16 protein-coding genes (1 of these 16 only partly in view) are annotated in these 18,606 nt (G+C 64.5%); 8 read left to right on the top strand and 8 right to left on the bottom strand.

What is annotated here, in order from left to right; all coding sequences use genetic code 11:
* The first annotated feature begins 5 nt into the window (after positions 1-5).
* Both JHD67_RS06030 and JHD67_RS06025 read left to right on the top strand, forming a co-directional pair.
* Positions 6-866 carry an NAD(P)-dependent oxidoreductase gene (locus JHD67_RS06030; protein WP_199098315.1) on the top strand — a complete coding sequence of 287 codons (861 nt, stop codon included), beginning with the start codon at positions 6-8 and terminating at the stop codon, positions 864-866.
* 638 nt (positions 867-1,504) lie between these two features.
* Positions 1,505-3,709 carry an autotransporter outer membrane beta-barrel domain-containing protein gene (locus JHD67_RS06025; RefSeq protein ID WP_343214318.1) on the top strand — a complete coding sequence of 735 codons (2,205 nt, stop codon included), beginning with the start codon at positions 1,505-1,507 and terminating at the stop codon, positions 3,707-3,709.
* A gap of 81 nt (positions 3,710-3,790) precedes the next feature.
* On the opposite strand, the gene JHD67_RS06020 is transcribed toward JHD67_RS06025, so the two are convergent.
* The 3 genes from JHD67_RS06020 to radC form a co-directional block, all read right to left on the bottom strand.
* Positions 3,791-4,546 (bottom strand): SPOR domain-containing protein, encoded by a 756-nt coding sequence (locus JHD67_RS06020; RefSeq protein WP_199098310.1) that lies wholly within the window; start codon positions 4,544-4,546, stop codon positions 3,791-3,793.
* Entirely contained in the window at positions 4,547-6,238 is a 1,692-nt protein-coding gene (gene argS / locus JHD67_RS06015) for an arginine--tRNA ligase (protein WP_199098308.1), read from the bottom strand.
* Positions 6,239-6,724: 486 nt separating this feature from the next.
* On the bottom strand, positions 6,725-7,396 hold the full coding sequence (gene radC, locus JHD67_RS06010) for a DNA repair protein RadC (protein WP_199098306.1): 672 nt from the start codon (positions 7,394-7,396) through the stop codon (positions 6,725-6,727).
* A gap of 195 nt (positions 7,397-7,591) precedes the next feature.
* On the opposite strand from radC, the gene coaBC reads away from it, so the two are divergent.
* From coaBC to JHD67_RS22285, 3 genes are all read left to right on the top strand, one after another.
* On the top strand, positions 7,592-8,797 hold the full coding sequence (gene coaBC / locus JHD67_RS06005) for a bifunctional phosphopantothenoylcysteine decarboxylase/phosphopantothenate--cysteine ligase CoaBC (protein WP_199098304.1): 1,206 nt from the start codon (positions 7,592-7,594) through the stop codon (positions 8,795-8,797).
* A complete protein-coding gene (gene dut / locus JHD67_RS06000) occupies positions 8,794-9,249 on the top strand; it encodes a dUTP diphosphatase (protein ID WP_199098302.1) in 456 nt (151 codons plus the stop codon). Before coaBC ends, dut begins: the two co-directional genes overlap by 4 nt.
* 83 nt (positions 9,250-9,332) lie before the next feature.
* Positions 9,333-11,648, top strand: a complete 2,316-nt coding sequence (locus JHD67_RS22285) for a phosphomannomutase/phosphoglucomutase (RefSeq protein WP_233171666.1) — start codon at positions 9,333-9,335, stop codon at positions 11,646-11,648.
* A gap of 58 nt (positions 11,649-11,706) precedes the next feature.
* Here the strand turns inward: JHD67_RS22285 and JHD67_RS05990 are convergent, their stop codons facing one another.
* The 3 genes from JHD67_RS05990 to JHD67_RS05980 all read right to left on the bottom strand — a co-directional run bounded on the left by JHD67_RS05990 (position 11,707) and on the right by JHD67_RS05980 (position 13,649).
* Positions 11,707-12,354, bottom strand: coding sequence for a DUF4124 domain-containing protein (locus JHD67_RS05990; protein WP_199098300.1), 648 nt, complete (start codon positions 12,352-12,354; stop codon positions 11,707-11,709).
* A gap of 121 nt (positions 12,355-12,475) precedes the next feature.
* Positions 12,476-13,123: an orotate phosphoribosyltransferase gene (gene pyrE, locus JHD67_RS05985; RefSeq protein ID WP_199098358.1), complete on the bottom strand. Its 648-nt coding sequence runs from the start codon at positions 13,121-13,123 to the stop codon at positions 12,476-12,478.
* Positions 13,124-13,151: 28 nt separating this feature from the next.
* The gene (locus JHD67_RS05980; RefSeq protein WP_199098299.1) at positions 13,152-13,649 is read right to left on the bottom strand and encodes a GNAT family N-acetyltransferase; all 498 of its coding nucleotides are present in this window, start codon (positions 13,647-13,649) and stop codon (positions 13,152-13,154) included.
* A 34-nt stretch (positions 13,650-13,683) separates the two neighbouring features.
* On the opposite strand from JHD67_RS05980, the gene JHD67_RS05975 reads away from it, so the two are divergent.
* From JHD67_RS05975 to JHD67_RS05965, 3 genes are all read left to right on the top strand, one after another.
* Complete coding sequence (locus JHD67_RS05975) at positions 13,684-14,454, top strand: exodeoxyribonuclease III (RefSeq protein ID WP_199098297.1); 771 nt, start codon at positions 13,684-13,686, stop codon at positions 14,452-14,454.
* Positions 14,444-15,754 (top strand): MFS transporter, encoded by a 1,311-nt coding sequence (locus JHD67_RS05970; protein WP_233171664.1) that lies wholly within the window; start codon positions 14,444-14,446, stop codon positions 15,752-15,754. The genes JHD67_RS05975 and JHD67_RS05970 overlap by 11 nt, the downstream gene beginning before the upstream one ends.
* A gap of 98 nt (positions 15,755-15,852) precedes the next feature.
* On the top strand, positions 15,853-16,155 hold the full coding sequence (locus JHD67_RS05965) for a hypothetical protein (protein WP_199098295.1): 303 nt from the start codon (positions 15,853-15,855) through the stop codon (positions 16,153-16,155).
* Here the strand turns inward: JHD67_RS05965 and JHD67_RS05960 are convergent.
* Both JHD67_RS05960 and JHD67_RS05955 read right to left on the bottom strand, forming a co-directional pair.
* The gene (locus JHD67_RS05960) at positions 16,152-17,270 is read right to left on the bottom strand and encodes an anhydro-N-acetylmuramic acid kinase (RefSeq protein ID WP_199098293.1); all 1,119 of its coding nucleotides are present in this window, start codon (positions 17,268-17,270) and stop codon (positions 16,152-16,154) included. The genes JHD67_RS05965 and JHD67_RS05960 overlap by 4 nt on opposite strands.
* A 15-nt stretch (positions 17,271-17,285) precedes the next feature.
* Positions 17,286-18,606 carry the 3' portion of a peptidoglycan DD-metalloendopeptidase family protein gene (locus JHD67_RS05955; RefSeq protein WP_199098291.1) on the bottom strand. Its footprint extends 119 nt past the window's final position, so 1,321 of the gene's 1,440 nt are visible here — the last part of the coding sequence; its start codon lies off the right edge, out of view; it ends in the stop codon at positions 17,286-17,288.

Here is an 18,606-nt window from a genome sequence, read left to right as displayed (position 1 = left end):
AACTCATGAGTCTCAAGGCAGCATTCATCGGACTCGGCGCCATGGGCACGCCGATGGCCGGCCATCTCAAGGCCCGTGGCCTGCTTCATGCGGTGGGCAGCCGCACTCAGGCCAACGCCGATGCGGTGGCGCGGGAACTGGGCGTCTCCGCGCCAGCGCTGGCGGATATCGCCGCACAGTGCGACGTGATCGCGCTGTGCGTTACCGCCGATGCCGACGTGCTTGGTTTGGTCGATGCGTTGTTGCCGCATCTCAAACCCGGCACCGTCGTAGTAGACCACTCCACCGTGGCGCCGGACACCGCCAAACAGGCGGCAGCGCGTTTGAAGACCGCAGGTGCGCACTTCCTCGATGCACCGGTGTCCGGTGGCGTGGAAGGTGCCAAGAACGGCAAGCTCTCCGTGATGGTAGGCGGCGATGCGGCCGTGCTCGAATACGCGCGCCCCGTGCTGGAGGCCTATGCACTGCGCGTCACCCACCTCGGCGATGTCGGCGCGGGCCAGGCCACCAAGGCAGTGAATCAGGTGCTGGTGGCGGGTATTGCCCAGGGCGTGTGCGAAGGGCTCGCGTTGGCCGAAGCGCTGGGATTGGATCCGGAGCGTCTGCTGCCCACGCTTGGCGCGGGCGCGGCCGGTAACTGGTTCCTGGAAAAGCGCGGCGCCACCATGTTGCGCGATGAATTCAGCGTGGGCTTCAAGTTGGGTCTGCTGCATAAGGACCTTGGCATCGTGCGCCGCATCGCCGAAAGCGCCGGCACCAATCGCAGCGTGATCGAACGCTCGCTGGCCGACTACGCCGAACTGATGAGCCAGGGCTACGGCGACGACGATATCTCGGGTTTGATCCGCCTCAAGCGCAAGGGCTAAGGACGGTCTTCAGAAGTCATTTCCAATGCCTCCTGCAATAGCAGGGCGCGTTTTTCCCCGGCCGTATGGCTGGTCATCCAGCGACTTCACGTGGTCATGCGGAACCGGCCTCCCCGTTGTCGCGATGGCCACGGCTTCAGCAGATCCATCCTTACCGGGTGATATCCGCTGCTTCAAACAAAGGCCGCACTTTTATGTGCGGCCTTCGTCTTTTTCGGACAGGCGAAGCCGTCACTTACAGAAATAGACGAAGAAGGCCCTGGCGTAAATCGGCTTGCTGACGGGCATTCCGTCGTTCGCGATAGCCCTCCATCCGCAACAATTTGCGATTTACCTGTTCGCATCTTGTTCTTCCAGTCGCCGGCGCTGCACCCAGCGTGGATTGGCCTGCAAGGACATGGCGACCACTACATGGAGAGTGCCAAGTGAATCGCGTTTTTCGACTTGTCTGGAACAGAGTGACATCGGCCTGGGTGGTCGCATCGGAACTTGCCAAAAGCCATGGCCGCGCGGCGTTGGTGTCATCGCCCGTGATCGCGCTGGCCTTGGCCTCGAGTCCGTCTTCCGCTTGGGCGACGGACTATACGAGCACGCTGGCTGTGCAAGGTGGGCAGAGTCTGGTGTTAGATAACGACACGGTGAAAACGAGTCGAGATGGCGAGCACGCCATTCATGCATTTGGCGTCTTGGTGGGTATGGAAAATGCCTCGATCCGCGCGACGGGTTCCTGGATCAAGGCGAGCGGCGAAGGCTCGGATGGCCTTGTTCTCAGGAATAGCGATGCCACGATCAGGGATACGGATATCGTCGGTGCCCGTTATGGCATTGCGTTTGGTCCCTACCTAACGTCATCCAGCGAGAACAATACCTTCAGCATGTCCGGTGGTTCCGTAACATCCATAGCCGGTGCGGCGATTCACGTTGATGGTGGTGTCAATCGGCTCGACATACGCAATGGGGCAAGGATTATTGGTGGCAATGGCGTACTTCTCGATAACGTCGTGATGACGCGGACGTACGAAGGGGACGTTGCAGAGCCAGCCGTCATCAGCCCATACGCTGCGCTGGTCAGCCTAACGGCAGACGGCAATGTCACCTTGTTGGGTGATGCGCGTTCTGCGTATCCGGGTCATATCGATATAAGTCTCGCCAATAATTCAGAGTGGACGGGTGCCGCACACGGTCTCGGTGACGTCACCATCGACTCAAGTAGTGTGTGGAAGGTAACTGGCGACTCAGGTGTTGCGTACTCGAGCGGCGGTGACATAGCTGATCCATCGCGACTGGACTTGCGAGGGCATGTGGTATTCACAGAGCCTTTCCCGTTGGAGAGCCCGCGAACGCTGCGTGTTCGTGGCGATTTGGTTAGCCATGGAGGCGTGATCGCGCTCAATGCCCAGCTTGGCGGTCCGACAGATGGATTGTGGAGCGATCGGGTATTGGTCGATGGCAATGCAGAGGGCACCACGGCACTCGTTGTCACGCCTGTATCTTGGTTTGCTCACCTGGCAGTTAGTGCGGTCGCAAATGCGTCCCCGGCCTCCAGTGTGTCCTTGGCGCAGGTGGCAGGAGGCGCGAATGCGTCGTCATTTATTCTTGAGGGTGGTTATCTAGCGGCAGGGGCATGGCGTTACGAGTTGGTGGCCTATCAGCCCGGCGCGAGTACCCAGGAAAACCGTGCAGTCGCGGGAGGCGACGGCTATTGGGATTACCGCCTGCAGCCGGTTACCTTGCTGCCGGAAGGACCCATTATTCCTCCTGGACCGGTGCTGCCGCCGGACCAAGAGAACCCCGACTCTCCTGAGCCGACGCCGGTACCTGCGCCCGGAAATCGCGAGCCGGAGGATGTCGCGCCACCTGCACCCATACGCCATGCGGTGGTGCCCCAGGTGCCGTCCTATCTGAGCGCGTCGACAGCACTGTTGTCGTATGGCTTGCGCAGCGTGGCAAGCTTGCACGATCGCCTGGGTGAGCTGCATGGTGACGATGCCGGCGAAGCTACCGTGGCCGACGAGTTCTTCGCACGCACGTTTGGCGGTAACTATCAGTACCACAGCGATCGGCGTTTTGCGGATCTGGGTTACGGCTTCGAGCAGAAGGATCGTGGCATCCAGTTGGGTGGTACCTGGTTGCGCAAGGATAGCGATAGCGCGACGTGGCGCCTGGGGCTTTACGCCGGCACGGGCACGTCCCGCATGGCGCCGCGTGCCATCGATGGTGCCAGCGCCATGCGCGTGCGTGCAGGCACCGGTGCGCTCACTGGTACCTACGTTCATGCGACAGGTTTCTATGTGGACGGTACGGTGGCACGCAGCTATTACGACACGCGTGTGGAAACGCCTTATCGCGGTAGCGAAATGGCGCGCATGAAGACGCATGGTTGGACGTATGCGTTGGAAAGCGGCTATCCGTTCCAGTTCGCCAATGGCCTTCGCATCGAGCCGCAGGCGCAGGTGGTCTATCAGTCGCTGCGCAGCGATAGCTTCAGCGATGCGGATCACCTGCAGGTGGCCCCGGGAAATACGGGCGCATGGTTGGGGCGCGTCGGCCTGATGATGGGCAGGACCTTTACGACGTCGACGAACCAGCATTGGTCGCCGTCGCTACGGTTGAATTACAGGGGCAGCGCCGATACGCGTAGCCGCGTAGCCCTGAGTAGCTACGGCATCAGCGACAGCTTTGCCACCGGCGCGTGGGGACAAGCCTGGCAGGTAGGTGCAGGTGTGACTGGTTCGCTCACGTCCGCGGTATCGGTGTTCGGGCAAGCCGACTATCAAGGCCGCGCTGGCAACTCCGGTCAACAGGGTTGGAGCGCCAACCTGGGCATGCGCTGGCAGTTCTAAGCCCTTATTGGCATCCAACAAAAAGCCCGTGTCTCACGACACGGGCTTTTTGTTGGGACAAATGACGAGCAAGCGTTGTGCTTACTTGCCTTCCTTCAGCGCAATGGCATTGATGCCGGCCGAGGCAAGGCGTTGCTTCGCCGATTCCAGTTCGGTGGCCGAGTGGAACGGACCCAGGCGCACGCGGTTGTAGGTCTGGCCGTTGACGTTCACCGGCGCCACATTGGCTACGAAACCTTGCATGGCGAGCTTGGCCTTGAGCGTCTCCGCATCGGCAGCACTCGGGAACGCACCCACCTGCAACAGGTAACCGCCACCGCCGGTAGCCGCCGCCGGTGCCGGTGCCTTCACCGCCGATTCCGGTGCGGCCGTCACGGCTTCCGATACGGCGGCCGGAGCCGGCGTCGGTTTCGCAGCGGCTGCCTGTTGCTGCACCTGCTGCTGGGCGGCGGCCTGTGCCGCTTGCTGCGCGGCCTGCTGTTTCTGCTGCTGCTCGGCCTTGGCCTGGGCGCTGATGACCGCATCGGGGATGCGCACTTCTTTCTCCGAAAGCACGGAGTAGAAGTCGTACTGCGGCTTCTTCGGTGCCGGCGTGCCGCTATCGGTAGCCGAGGTGGACTCATTGGCGGCGGCGCCGGCATCGCTGCCACGCTGTGCGGTGGCCTGCGCGTTCGGTTGCGGGCCGTCGGTGGCGCGCGGCGCCATCGGCAGATGGCCACGCATGCCGAACATCAGCAGCGCGCCGATGAGGATGCCGATAACCGCCCAACCCCAACCCGGCATGCCACCGCTGTTATTGCGGACGGCCTGCCGACCCTTGCCCTTGCGTGCTGCCATTTACATCTTCTCCGGGGCACTGAGTCCCAGCAAATCCAAACCGTTGCGAATGACCTGGCGCGTGGCGAGCGCGAGCGTGATGCGCGCGTTGCGCAGTTCGGCGTCGTCCACGATCCACTTGTGCTCGTGATAGTAGCTGTGCAGCGCGCCGGCGAGCTCACGCAGGTACTGGGCGATCAGGTGCGGTTCCAGATTGCTGGCGGCGGCTTCCACCACCTCCGGGTAGCGCGACAGCTCGGTGAACAGGGCTTGTTCGTGCTCGCTGTCCAGGCGGCCCAGCTGGTTTACGCCAGCGGCGGTATCCACGGCCGGCAAGCCACGTTCGGCCAATTCCTCCAGCACGCGGCACACGCGGGCGTGGGCGTACTGGATGTAGTAGACCGGGTTGTCGTTGCTCTGCGAGCGGGCCAGGTCGATGTCGAACACCAGCTGCGAGTCGGCCTTGCGGGCAATCAGGAAGTAGCGCGTGGCGTCGCGGCCGGCTTCCTCGATGAGGTCGCGCAGGGTGAGGTAGCTGCCGGCGCGCTTGGAGAGTTTTACCTCTTCGCCGCCGCGCATCACCGTCACCATCTGGTACAGCACGTAGTTCGGGTAACCCTTGGGAATGCCCGTATCCAGCGCCTGCAGGCCGGCCTTTACGCGAGCCAGCGAGCCGTGGTGATCGGAGCCCAGCACGGTGACGGCGTTGACGTAGCCGCGCTGCCACTTGGACAGGTGATAAGCCACGTCTGGCACGAAATAGGTATAGGTGCCGTCGGACTTGCGCATCACGCGGTCCTTGTCGTCACCGAAATCGGTGGTGCGCAGCCACAGCGCGCCGCCTTCCTCGTAGGTGTGGCCGTGGGCAACCAGCTCGCGCACGGTCTCTTCCACCTTGCCGTCGGTGTAGAGCGAGGATTCAAGATAATAGGTGTCGAAGCCGACGCCGAAGGCCTTCAGGTCCAGATCCTGCTCGCGACGCAGATAGGCCACGGCGAAATGGCGGATGGATTCCAGGTCCTCGACGTTCTTGGCGCCGGTGACCAGGTGACCTTCCACCTCCACGCTGTCGCCGTTGAGGTAAGCCTGCGCCACATCGGCGATGTAGTCGCCGCGATAGCCATCTTCCGGCCAGCCCGCATCGTTGGGCGAGAGACCGCGCGCGCGCGCCTGCACCGAGATGGCCAGGTTGTGGATCTGCACGCCGGCGTCGTTGTAGTAGAACTCGCGCTTGACCTTCCAGCCGGTGGCATCGAGCAGGCGAGCCAGGCAATCGCCCAGCACCGCGTTGCGGCCGTGGCCCACGTGCAGCGGGCCGGTGGGGTTGGCCGAGACGAATTCGACACCTGCCACTACACCCTTGCCGCTGGCGCTGCGGCCGTAGCCGGCGCCTTCGCCCAGCATGCGGCCGACTTCGGCGTGGTAGGCGCCCGAGGCCAGGAAGAAATTGATGAAGCCCGGTCCGGCGATCTCTACCTTGGCGACGAGGCCGTTGGCGGGCAACGCGGCGACCAACTTGTCAGCCAGCTCGCGCGGCTTGGCGCGGGCCGCCTTGGACAGGAGCATGGCGGCGTTGGCGGCGAAGTCGCCGTGCTCGCGGCTGCGCGTGCGCTCGACCACGAAGTTCGGCACGTCGAGGTCGGCGGGCAGGGTGGAGTCGTTCTGCAGGGTACGAATAGCCTGCAGCAGCAGTTCGCGCAGCTGTTCTTTCACGGTATGGGTCGGGCGACGATGGAACCCCCAATCCTATCAGACCGGCGCCCGTGGGGCCGTCTTTTCAAGGGCTTCCCGCGTGTTGCGTTGCAGGGGACAAGCCTGTGGATAACTCTGTGGGGAAGATCGGAGGGCGCGGGCAGCGGGTCCGCCGTTTTGGCCGTGAAACTTGCGTGTAAAGGAAAAACATCCAATAGATCAATGCATTGGGAGGCACATGTAACAGCGTGCGAAACAGTCGGCCGGAAAGTGCCGTCGCAGGCCGAATGTGCATAAGTAGGAAGGGGTGCGGCGTGGGCGGGCGCCAACACGAACTGCCTCGTTCACGTCATGCCGCTGTCATGCCGCACTGCCACACTTCCTCTCGTTCCCCCGGCACCTCCCCGCCGTCGGGACGGGAGACCGCCGTTTCTCTTTCTCTCCCCACAAAACGGCCAAACGGCGCGGACCTCCCCCCGCGCCGTTGTTTTTTGGGGCTCGGGCTGTTTACAGCATCCCCAACGCCGCCATCGATACCGGTTCACCATGGCCGATCACCAAGTGATCGAGTACACGCACATCCACCAGGCTTAGCGCGCTGCGAAGTTCGTGGGTGATGTCGCGGTCGGCGGGGCTGGGTTCGGTCACGCCGGAGGGATGGTTATGCGCCAGGATCACCGCGGCGGCGTTGTGCTTGAGACAGGCGCGCACCACCTCGCGGGGATGGATGCTGGCCTGGTCGATAGAGCCGCGAAACAGTTCTTCGAAAGTGATGACGCGATGCCGTGCATCAAGGAACAGGCAAGCGAACACTTCGTAAGGTAGATGGCGCAGCCGAGCGTGCAGAAAGGCGCCGCTGTCGCGTGGGTTGCTCAGGGTGGCCCGTTCGCTCAACTGCTCGCCCAGCGAGCGGCGGGCTAACTCAAGGGCTGCGATAAGGCGGGCGCGTTTGGCCGGGCCGATGCCGCGCAAGCGCGTATATTGAGCCGGGTCGGCGAGCAGGGCGTGCAGGCCGCCGCTGGAGGTCAGCAGCTCGCGCCCCAGCGTGATGGCGTCCTTGCCGGGGATGCCGCTGCCCAGCAGCACGGCGATCAGCTCGGCGTCGGACAGGGCGGAGCAGCCCCGGGCGAGCAGCTTCTCGCGGGGGCGTTCGAGTTCGGGCCATTCACGGATGCTCATGCCCCTAGGCTGACGAAACCGTATCGGCCGGCCCAGCGGTGGGTGGCGACCGGCTTCGTCCGTTCCAACACCGCGCGCAAGTGGGGTCGCAGTGGTGCCCGGCGTGGGTGCCCGCGCTGGCGTGGGCCGTCACCAAGCCATCCTTGCGATTCCGGTAAGCTACGCGCCCAACCGGTTGTCAGGCCCCAAAACACCATGAGTCTTGCCCAACGCCGCATCCTGCTGGGTGTGTCCGGCGGCATCGCCGCCTACAAATCCTGCGAGCTGGTCCGCCGTCTGCGCGACCTGGGCGCCGAGGTGCGCGTGGTGATGACGGAGGGCGCGACGCATTTCGTCAGCGCCACCACCTTCCAGGCGCTATCCGGCCAGCCGGTGCGGATGAGTCTGTGGGATGCCGAGGCCGAAGCGGCCATGGGGCATATCGAGCTGGCGCGCTGGGCCGAGCGCATCCTGATTGCGCCGGCCAGTGCCGATCTCATCGCACGCCTGGCCCATGGCTTTGCCAACGACCTGCTCACCACGGTATGCCTGGCGAGTGCCGCACCGGTGTACCTGGCGCCGGCCATGAATCAGCAGATGTGGGCGCATCCGGCCGTGCAGGCCAACATCGATACCTTGCGCCAGCGCGGCGTGCACTTGCTGGGGCCGGCCTCGGGCGATCAGGCCTGCGGTGACATCGGTTCGGGACGCATGCTGGAGCCGATGGAATTGCGCGAGGCCATGGTGGCCTCCTTCGGCAACTTGGTGCTGCGCGGATTGAAGGTGGTAGTAAGCGCCGGGCCCACCTATGAAGACATCGATCCGGTGCGCTTCATCGGTAATCGCAGTTCCGGTCGCATGGGCTTTGCAGTGGCGGAAGCCGCCGCGCAGGCAGGTGCCGAGGTCACGCTGGTGGCCGGTCCGGTGAGCCTATCCACGCCGCCGGGCGTGCGCCGCCGGGTGGACGTGCGCAGCGCCGCCCAGATGCGCGATGCGGTAGTGGATGCCGCCGCGCAGGCTGACATCTATATTGCGGCGGCGGCGGTGGGCGACTATCGCCCTGCCGAGGTGGCCGACTACAAGCTCAAGAAGCAGGCCGGTGCGCCGCTGGAACTGCGTTTGAGCGAAAACCCTGACATTCTCGCCACCCTCGCCGCGCAAACCGTGCGCCCTTTCCTGGTCGGCTTTGCCGCGGAAACGCATGATGTGGAGCGTTATGCGCGCGACAAACTCCAGCGCAAAGGATTAGACATGATTGCCGCCAACCAGGTCGGCGGCGGCCTCGGGTTCGAGGCTGCCGACAATGCACTTACGCTTTATTGGGCCGATGGCGTCGCGGATCTATCGCGCGCTTCCAAGACCGATCTTGCGCACCAGTTGGTCGCCAAGGTGGCCGAGCGCTACCGGACGGTGCGTGGATGATCGATGTCGAGCTGAAGATCCTCGATCCGCGTCTGGGCGACAGCATTCCCTTGCCGGAGGCGGCCACGCCTGGCAGTGCCGGCATGGACCTGCGGGCCGCCATCGAGGCGCCGCTTACCTTGCAGCCGGGTGAGAGCGTGCTGGTGCCCAGCGGCATGGCCATACATATTGGTGACCCGGGCTGGTGCGCGCTGATCGTGCCGCGCTCGGGCCTGGGTCATAAACATGGCCTGGTGATGGGCAATCTGGTGGGCGTGATCGATGCGGACTATCAAGGCCCGCTGATGATTTCGTGCTGGAACCGCGGCACGCAACCGTACACCATCGCGGCAGGCGATCGCATCGCCCAGTTGCTGCTGGTACCGGTAGCGCAGGCGCGGCTGAAGCTGGTGAAGGAGTTCGCGCCGTCGCAGAGGGGCGAGGGCGGGTTCGGTTCCACGGGAGTCAACTAGGTGCGTCGGCCGGGCGTAAACGCTGCCCGGATGCGTGCGCAGCCGCACAACCTGTGTGGGGACAGGGCATGGCGAAGAACGGCATGAGCGGGCGACGTCTCGCGACGAGCATCGAGTGGCGTAGCCTGTTGCCCTTGGCGGCAGGCACCTTGTTGCTGCTCGGTGGGGTGTTCTGCCTGTGGCAGACCTGGCAGATTGCCGACGAAAGTAGCGCCATCGACCGGGTGCACGCCGCCCAGAAGCAGGCGGTGGACGCGCTGGCGGCGGAAATAGCCACGCAACGCGGGGGCGTCGAAAAGGTGCTGAATGCCGTCGATCCGGCGCAGATTGCCGCCGATCCGGTGCAGTCGGCCGCTACCGTGCGTCAGCAGCTCCCGCATGCGCAAGCGGTGGAGTTCTATAGCGGCACGCTCGACGAGGTGCTGCACGCCAATTACCGCACCTTCGGTTACGGCAAGGCCGCCCAGTTGATGGCAGCGCAGACTGCCGACGGCAAGCCGCCCGCACAGACCGTGCCGGACGGTCACGGTGGACGCGTGCTCAGCCTGGTGTTGCCGGTGGGCCCGGTCACGCGACCCAGCGCCTGGGCCTGGGTGGCCATGCCCTTCGCTCCGGTACAACAGCGTTTTGAGTCGATCGATCCCGCCAGCGGTCGCCTGGAGTTGCGACAAGGCGATGATCGCGGCGACATGCGCCTGCTGGCCAAGGGCTCGCTATCGGCGATGAGCGAGATGACGGGTGTTCCCGTGCCTGGCACTACTCTCAATGTGGTGGCGGCGCAGCCGGTGGCCTACATCGTGCTGCCCAAGGTGTGGCCGCTGACGGCTTTGTTCGGCCTGTTGTGCCTGGGCGGCGGGCTTTATTTGTTCTGGCTGCGTGGTCATCCGCGCAGCAAGCGTGTTGGCGAAGTTGAGGACGTCTCTTTACCGGACCTGATCGATAGCACGCCTGCGCCGGCCCGGCCCGCGCCGGCTCCCCGCCTTGCCACGCCCGCCCCGCCCCCCGCGCCAGCACCGGTCGCGGTGGATCCCACGATTTTCCGCGCCTATGACGTGCGCGGCGTGGTCGGTAAGTCGCTCACCAAGGAAGTGGCACGCCTGCTCGGCCAGGCCATCGGCAGCGTGATGCGCGAGAAGGGGCTGCCCGAGATCGTGGTGGGCCGCGATGGCCGCTTGTCGGGTCCGGAGCTGGCGGGTGCACTGGCCGATGGCCTGCGCGAGGCGGGCATCGATGTGATCGATCTCGGCGCGGTGCCGACCCCGGTGGTGTACTACGCCGCTTATCGCTTCAATACCGGCTGCGGTGTCGCGGTGACCGGTAGCCACAATCCGCCCGACTACAACGGCTTCAAGATCGTGGTGGGCGGTGAAACGCTGGCCGAAAGTGCCATCCAGGATCTTTACCAGCGCATCGCCTCCAACCAGCTCGAACAGGGTGGCAAGGGCAATCTGCGTCATGTGGACGTGGTGCCTGACTATATCGAGCGCATCACCTCCGATGTGCAGGCCGAGCGTCGCCTCAAGGTGGTGGTCGACTGCGGCAACGGCATTCCTGGCGCGGTGGCGCCGCAGGTGCTGGAAGGCATCGGCTGCGAGGTGATTCCGCTCTATTGCGATGTGGACGGTACCTTCCCCAACCATCACCCCGATCCGTCCGACCCGCATAACCTGGAAGACCTGATCTTCGCGGTGAAGCAGACCGGCGCCGATCTCGGCGTGGCCTTCGATGGCGATGGCGACCGCCTGGGCGTGGTGACCAAGGACGGCGAGATCATCTTCCCCGATCGCACCCTGATGCTGTTCGCGCGTGATGTGCTGTCGCGCCAGCCGGGCGCCACCATCATCTACGACGTGAAGTGCACCGGGCATTTGAAAGGTCAGATCCTCGATGCTGGCGGCAGCCCGCTGATGTGGCGCACCGGCCACTCGCTGATTAAAGCGAAGATGCGCGAGACCGGTGCCGAGCTGGCGGGCGAGATGAGCGGCCACTTCTTCTTCAAGGAGCGTTGGTACGGCTTTGACGACGGCATCTATGCCGGTGCCCGCCTGATGGAAATTCTCTCCAGCGATCCGGAAGAGCGCACGCCGGAAGAAATCTTCGCCACCTGTCCCAAGGGCGTCTCCACGCCCGAGCTGAAGGTGGACATGGCCGAGGGCGCGCACTACCGCTTCATCGAGAAGTTCCGTCAGGTGGCGAGCTTCGGCGATGCCACCCTCACGACCATCGATGGCGTACGCGCGGACTGGCCAGATGGTTGGGGCCTCGTGCGCCCTTCCAACACCACGCCGATCCTGGTGCTGCGCTTCGATGCGGACAACGCGGCCGCCTTGGCTCGTATCCAGGCGCTGTTCCGCGAACAGTTGCTGGCGGTCGATCCGTCCTTGAAGCTGCCGTTTTGAACGACAAAGGCCCCGGCATGACCGGGGCCTTTGCTTGAACAACGGCGTGCGGTGAGGGTCAGGCGCCTGGCTGGCCCTTGGCCTGCGCGGCCTTCAGCTCCCGGTAGTGCTGCATATCCACCACGTTCTTCTTCTCCGCTGCATCGCGGGCGGCCTGCTGCCGATCGAGCAGCGCACGCTGATGCGTCACCACGTCGCGTTGCTGCGCGATGCTGTCATTGAGGAACTTCGGCACCGTCTGTTTCGCGCGCTCCATGTCGCCAGCGCGGGTCAGCAGGTCGGTCAGTGCCTTCTCCTGGCTGGCCAGGTTGATGCGTGTGGTGTGAATCTGCTGGTCGAAGGTGTCCAGGCTCTGCTGCAAGGCGATGCGGTAAGCGTCTTCGGTGGGGTACGCGGCCAGCAACTGGTTGTCCTGGCGCTGGCGATCCTGCAGGGCGCGCTGCTGAGCAGCCTGTTGATCGGCGACCTTTTTTGCCGCGGCGCGCTCTTCCGGCGTGAGCTGGCGGTCGACATGCTGGATCACCATGCCACTGTCGTTGACCAAGTCATACCCGTACTTGAGCGCGTCGGAGGTCAGGCTGTCGCTGTAGTGCGGCAGGCCGGACGCATCTTTCCAGCGATAGCGGTAGCCGGAGCTTTTCTGTGCTTCCACATGGGCGCTGGCCACGATGGCGAGCAGCGCGATGGCTAAGACTGTTTTACGCATGCATTTCCCCCTGGTCGGCGGAGTATAGCCGGAGGCATGGATGACACCCGCGACGGTGCCACGACGCGGATGTCTCCAGTGTGACCGGCATCGCCAAGTCCGCAGGCCTCCCTGGGAGGGCTTAGCTATCCACGCCGTACTGCTGCCGATACGCCAGCAAGCGTGCGTGTTCGGCGGCCAGTTCCGGACGCTCGCCCGCATAAGCCAGCACATCGCCCAGGCTGGTGATGGCGATCACCGGAATACCAAACTCGGCGGTCACTTCCTGTGCGGCCGACAGCGCGCCCTGGCCGCGCTCCTGACGGTCCAGGGCGATGAGCACGCCGGCCGGCGTGGCGCCCTGCGCACGGATCAGGGCCAGCGACTCGCGCACGGCGGTACCGGCGGTCATCACGTCATCCACGATCAGCACGCGCCCGGTCAACGGGGCACCGACCAGCACACCGCCTTCGCCGTGATCCTTTGCTTCCTTGCGGTTGTACGCCCACGGCAGGTCGCGATGGTGCTGGTCAGCCAGCGCGATGGCGGTGGCGGCGGCCAGTGCGATGCCTTTGTAGGCGGGGCCAAACAGCATGTCCACGCCAAGGCCCGAGTTCACTACCGCCGCTGCGTAGGCGCGGCCGAGCTGGGCGAGGGCCGCGCCGGAATCGATGCGGCCCATGTTGAAGAAATACGGACTCTGGCGGCCGGACTTGAGCGTGAAGTCGCCAAAGCGCAGCACGTTGCGCTGCAGGGTGAGTTCGATGAAATCGCGCTGGTAATCGTGCACGGCAAAGCTCTCTTGGACAAAGTTAAAGTCAGGCGGGGAGGGCGTACAGCAGCAGGTGTTGCGGCCCGGCAGGCCCACCATGGTACAGCTCGCCGGTGTCGACGAAGCCTGCGCGGCGATACAGCGCAATGGCCGCGACATTGCGTACGTTCACCGTGAGCGCCACCTGGCGTGCCACCGGGTGCCGTGTCGCCAGGTCGCTCAACAGGGCGGCCAGCGCCTGCTGGCCTAGCCCTTGCCCTTGCCAGCGCTGGTCGATGAAGAAGGCCCTCAGGCCCAGCGTAGGCTGGGCGAAGGCACGGCCGGCGATGCTGTCCGCTCGGGTTTCGATGCGGTAAAAGCCGATGGGCACGTCGTGGCGCAAGATCGCCATGGCTTCGCTGCCGGGGCAGTGCGCGATATCGGCCAGCTGATCGGCGACGGCGCCGACGAAAGCGCGCTGCTCGTCCGCCACACGCAAGGCCAACAGGGCGCTGAGCCAGGCCGGCTGCACCGGCGACACGCGGATATCGGGGGTGTCTGACATGGTTGGTATGATGGCGCATCACCTGGGAGTTCGCATGCGCATCATCAGCCTCAACGCCAATGGAATTCGTTCGGCCGCCACCAAAGGCGTGTTCGACTGGCTGCGCCAGCAGAAGGCTGACGTGGTGTGCCTGCAGGAGACCAAGGCGCAGGAGGATCAACTCACCGACGCCATGTTCCGTCCCGATGGACACCATTGCTTTTATCGCGATGCGACCAGCAAGAAGGGTTACAGCGGCGTGGCGATCTACGCCAAGCGCGAGCCCGACGAGGTGCGCACCGCCCTTGGCTGGGACCCTTTCGACAACGAAGGCCGCTACATCGAGGCGCGCTTTGGCAAGCTCAGCGTGGTGTCGCTGTATGTGCCATCGGGCTCGTCGGGCGACGAACGCCAGCAGTTCAAGTTCAAGGTAATGGACTGGATCGCCCCAATCTTCGATGAGTGGATGAAGAGCGGGCGCGATTACGTGCTGTGCGGCGACTGGAACATCGTCCGCAGCGAGTTGGACATCAAAAACTGGAAGTCCAACCAGAAGAATTCCGGCTGCCTCCCCGAAGAACGCAGCTGGCTCAACGACCTGGTGGAAAAGCACGGCTGGGTGGACTCTTACCGCACGCTGCATCCCACCGGCCAGGACTACACTTGGTGGTCCAATCGCGGCAACGCCCGCGCCAACGACGTGGGTTGGCGTATCGACTACCAGATCGTTACGCCGTCCCTGGGCGAGCGCCTGAAGCGCTGCTCCATCTATCGCGACGAACGCTTCTCTGACCACGCGCCCTATACGGTTGACTATGCCGACTGAGGTGAGCGTGCCGGCAACGCGCAAGCCGTCGGTCTGGCGCTCGTTCACTGAGCCGTCCGCATGGACGATGTGTCTGCTGGGGTTCTCCTCCGGGCTGCCCTTCCTGCTGGTGTCCGTCACGTTGTCACTGTGGCTGAAGGAAAACGGCATCGCGCTGAAGAGCGTCACGATGATCGCCAGTGCGGGCATGAGCTATGCGCTCAAGTTTCTATGGGCGCCCCTGCTCGACCATTGGCGGCTGCCGCTGTTCACGCGCTTGGGATTGCGGCGCGGCTGGCTGCTGTTTGCGCAGATCGGCGTGCTTTGTGGCCTGCTGCTGATGGCTTCGTTGACGCCCCAAGAGCTGAAACCCTTTGTGCTGGCAACGCTGCTGGTGGCGTTCATGGGGGCGACCCAGGACATCGCCATCGATGCCTATCGCATCGAAATCGCACCCCCCTCGGCGCAGGGTGCCTTGGTGGCGACTTATGCGCTCGGCTATCGGTTGGGTCTGCTGCTTTCCGGTGCGGTCGCACTGATTCTGGCAGACCACATTGCCTGGTCGTGGATTTATGTGGCCATGGCGGCCGCCATGGTGGTGCCGATTGTCACCACGCTGCTCATGCGCGAGCCGGTGGTCATCCGGTCGACGCCGCCAAGCTGGCGCATGGCGATGCGCGAGAGCGTGATCGATCCATTCGCCGATTTCTTCCGTCGCTACGGTTGGCCCATCGCGGGGCTCACGCTGTTGTTCATCCTGCTGTTCAAGCTGCCTGAACAGTCCATCGGTACCATCTTCAACCCATTCATGCGCGACATGGGTTTCAGCAAGACCGAAATCGGCGCAGTGACCAAGATCTATGGTGTCTGGATAGGTATTACCGGTGCGTTCGTCGGCGGTGCGGCCGTGGCGCGCTGGGGAGCCTGGCGTACGTTGGGCGTGGCGATTGTGTTGGGCGCCTGCAGCAATCTGCTTTACCTCATGCTGCTGCAGCAGCGTGGGAGCCTCGCGATATTGACCTTGGCGATTTCCGGGCAGAACTTTGCCGAAGGCTTGCTGGGGCCTCCGACCGTGGCCTTTCTTTCATTGTTGGTGAATCGACAGCACACGGCCACGCAATATGCGCTGTTGAGCTCGCTGGTGAATCTTCCCGGTAAGGTATTGGGGTTCTTTGCGGGCGGTCTTGTCGCGGTCATGGGCTATGGGGGCTACTTCGCCATCACCGTGATCTCGATGCTTCCGGCCATGCTGCTCTTCGTGGCCTTGTGGCCACGATTTGGCCGTGACCGCCCAGACACCGAAGCCGCCTCCGACAACTGAATTCCCCCTGAGAATCAGCCAAGCGGTCGATATTCTCGCCGTGCACGCTGTGTCAAGATGACTTTCACAGGGGGCTGTGATCGTGGGAGGGAGTGTCCGTGCCGGACCTCGTCATACGCCATATCGACAACCTTATGGCCGAGCGCATCAAGGCTTTGGCCAAAGAGCGGCAGTGGTCGATCAATGACGTGGTGCTGCATGCGCTGCGTCACGGCCTGGGCATGGCCTCGACCAACCTGTTTGCCGAAACCATGCTCGACCCGGGAGAGCTGACCACGCTGGGTGGCCAATGGGACGCCAAGGAAAAAGCGGTGTTCCAGGAGGCGGTGCAGGCCCTGTCGCGCACGCCCCCCACCCAACTGGCGCCAGGCAATCTGCTCCAGGGTGACGACGAGCTTTAGCGCGGCGCGGGATACAGGGCGCCCAGCACGCGCGGTCCGCGCGCGCCGGTAACCGCTGGCAGGTTGCCCGGCAGGCCCAGCAGGCGCTGCCGCGCCAGCCACGCGAAGGCGGTGGCCTCCAGGTAATCCGGGTCGACGCCGTGTGCGCCGGTGGTGCCGAGTACGCGAGGCGCGATCAACTGCTCCAGCCGCCGCATCAGCGCGCGGTTGTGCACGCCGCCGCCGCAGGCGAGTACCTCGGATGCTTCCGGTGCGTGGCGCACGATGGCCTCGGCGATGCTTTGCGCGGAAAGCTCCAGCAAGGTGGCCTGTACGTCGGCCGGCGCCAGCCCCGCCATGCGCGGATGCGCTTCCAGCCACGCCAGGTGAAAGTGCTCCCGCCCGGTGCTCTTGGGCGGTGGCAGCGCAAAGTACGCATCGTTCAACAGGGCGTCCAGCAGGGCCTTGTCCACCTGGCCGGAAGCAGCAAACGCGCCATCGCGATCGAAGGCGGTACCCCGCTGGCGCAGGCACCAGGCATCCATCAGCCCGTTGGCCGGGCCGGTATCGAAACCGGACACGCGACCATCGGCACCCAATACGGTGATGTTGGCGATGCCGCCCAGGTTCAGCACCACACGTGTGCGGCCCGGTCGCGACAGCAGCATGGCGTGTACCGCCGGCAGCAGCGGCGCACCCTGGCCGCCGGCGGCGACATCGGCGCGGCGGAAATCGGCCACCACATCAATGCCGCAGCGCTCGGCGATCACCGAGGGGTCACCCACCTGCAGGGTAAAGGGATGGTCGCCGGCCGGGCGGTGGCGCAGCGTCTGGCCGTGCGTGCCGATGGCGCGCACCGCCGCGCGTTCGCCCGCGTTACGGGCCAGCAGCGCGTTGGCCGCCTCGGCAAAGCATTGGCCGATGGCGACATCGAGCCGGCCGTAGGCATCCAGGTCCAGCCGGGTTTCGTCCTGTGCCACGGCGAGAATCCGTGCGCGCAGCTCGTCCGGCCACGGATGGACCAGGGCATCAACCAGTTGTGGCACGTCGTGCTCAAAACGTACCAGCGCAGCATCGATGCCGTCGGCGCTGGTGCCGGAGATCAGGCCAAGGTAAAGCGCGTTTGCGTCGTTCACTCGAGAGGGCAGGGCTCAGTCGTCGGTGCGGCCACGGCTGCTCGCGCGAGCCAGCTTGATGTTCGCATCCAGGGTCTTAAGGCGCGCCAGCTGCGGCTGCACGACCTGCGCGCGGAACTTCGCCAGCTGTGCGCCAGGGAGCGGCTCCGGCTTGGGCAGCGTGACCGACATCGGGTCGCGCTGTACGTCGTTGACGCGGAACTCGTAATGCAGATGCGGGCCGGTGGCCAAGCCCGTCATGCCCACGTAGCCGATCACGGCGCCCTGGCTCACGCGCTGGCCGATCTTCTCCGTGCCGAACTTGGACATATGGCCGTAGGCGGTGCTGATGCTGCCGTTGTGCTGGATGATGACGAAGTTGCCGTAGCCATTCATCCAGCCCTTGAACTTGACCACGCCATCACCGGCCGCATGAATCGGCGTGCCGGTGGGGGCGGCGTAGTCCACGCCCTTGTGTGCACGCATCAGGCCCAGCACGGGGTGCATGCGCGCGGCGCTGAACTGGGAAGAGATGCGGGTGAAGTCCACCGGAATACGCAGGAATGACTTCTGGATCGGTCGACCGTCCTCGCTGAACCAGCCGTAGCTGCCGTCGTCCTTCTTGAAGCGGTAGGCCGTGTAGCGGTCGCCCTGGTTCACGAACTCCGCCGCCACGATGTCGCCCTCATGCAGGTAGGCGCCATCGCGGTACACATCGTCATAGATAACGGTGAAGCTATCGCCTTCGCGCAGGTCCTGCACAAAGTCGATGTCGTATTTGAAGAGCTCGGCGAGCTTGAGCACCATCTGGTTGCTCATGCCGGCCTTGGAGCCCGCGGCAAACAGCGAACTGTCGATCACGCCGTGCGCCACATGCTCGCGGTGCTCCACTTCACGCGATTGCGCCGTTACCGTGGCCTTATCGCCGTCGAAGCGCATGATGGCGCGGCTGGCTTCGTCCTTGTCGAAACGGATGCCCTTGAGGCTGCCATCGCTGTCGAGCAGGAAATCGAACTCCTGGCCCGGTCGAATATTGTGCAGCGCCTTGCTGTCGCCGGCCTGGGTCACCACGTTCTGCAGATCGGTGAGGCTGAGCCCCTGGCCCTGGAAAATATCCGACAACGTCTGGCCGGGTTGTACCTGCACGATGTGCCAGTCCTCGACCGTGGGGGCGTGAGTGACCTCCGGCGCGGCCTTGGGCAGCGCCAACGGCAGCACGGCATGCGCGGTAGAGATGGTGTCCGGGCGCATCGCGCTGGCCCAGGCGGGAATCAGAAAGCCGGAAACGGCGGTGATCAACAGGGCGGTGCCGGCCAGCATCCAGCGCTCGCGGTGCCAGCGGATCGGTTCGGCGTCA

The sequence above is a fragment of the Dyella sp. ASV21 genome, assembly GCF_016428975.1.
In the GTDB taxonomy this organism is placed as follows: Bacteria; Pseudomonadota; Gammaproteobacteria; order Xanthomonadales; family Rhodanobacteraceae; genus Dyella.
Note: the sequence above shows the minus strand (reverse complement) of the source record. Positions and strands in the feature narration are given on the sequence as shown.

Bases quoted from the DNA above. Each gene is read 5' to 3' on its own strand.
- JHD67_RS06030 (WP_199098315.1), top strand. From the start codon at position 6: ATGAGTCTCAAGGCAGCATTCATCGGACTCGGCGCCATGGGCACGCCG.
- JHD67_RS06020 (WP_199098310.1), bottom strand. From the start codon at position 4,546: ATGGCAGCACGCAAGGGCAAGGGTCGGCAGGCCGTCCGCAATAACAGC.
- radC (WP_199098306.1), bottom strand. From the start codon at position 7,396: ATGAGCATCCGTGAATGGCCCGAACTCGAACGCCCCCGCGAGAAGCTG.
- coaBC (WP_199098304.1), top strand. From the start codon at position 7,592: ATGAGTCTTGCCCAACGCCGCATCCTGCTGGGTGTGTCCGGCGGCATC.
- dut (WP_199098302.1), top strand. From the start codon at position 8,794: ATGATCGATGTCGAGCTGAAGATCCTCGATCCGCGTCTGGGCGACAGC.
- JHD67_RS22285 (WP_233171666.1), top strand. From the start codon at position 9,333: ATGAGCGGGCGACGTCTCGCGACGAGCATCGAGTGGCGTAGCCTGTTG.
- JHD67_RS05990 (WP_199098300.1), bottom strand. From the start codon at position 12,354: ATGCGTAAAACAGTCTTAGCCATCGCGCTGCTCGCCATCGTGGCCAGC.
- JHD67_RS05980 (WP_199098299.1), bottom strand. From the start codon at position 13,649: ATGTCAGACACCCCCGATATCCGCGTGTCGCCGGTGCAGCCGGCCTGG.
- JHD67_RS05975 (WP_199098297.1), top strand. From the start codon at position 13,684: ATGCGCATCATCAGCCTCAACGCCAATGGAATTCGTTCGGCCGCCACC.
- JHD67_RS05970 (WP_233171664.1), top strand. From the start codon at position 14,444: ATGCCGACTGAGGTGAGCGTGCCGGCAACGCGCAAGCCGTCGGTCTGG.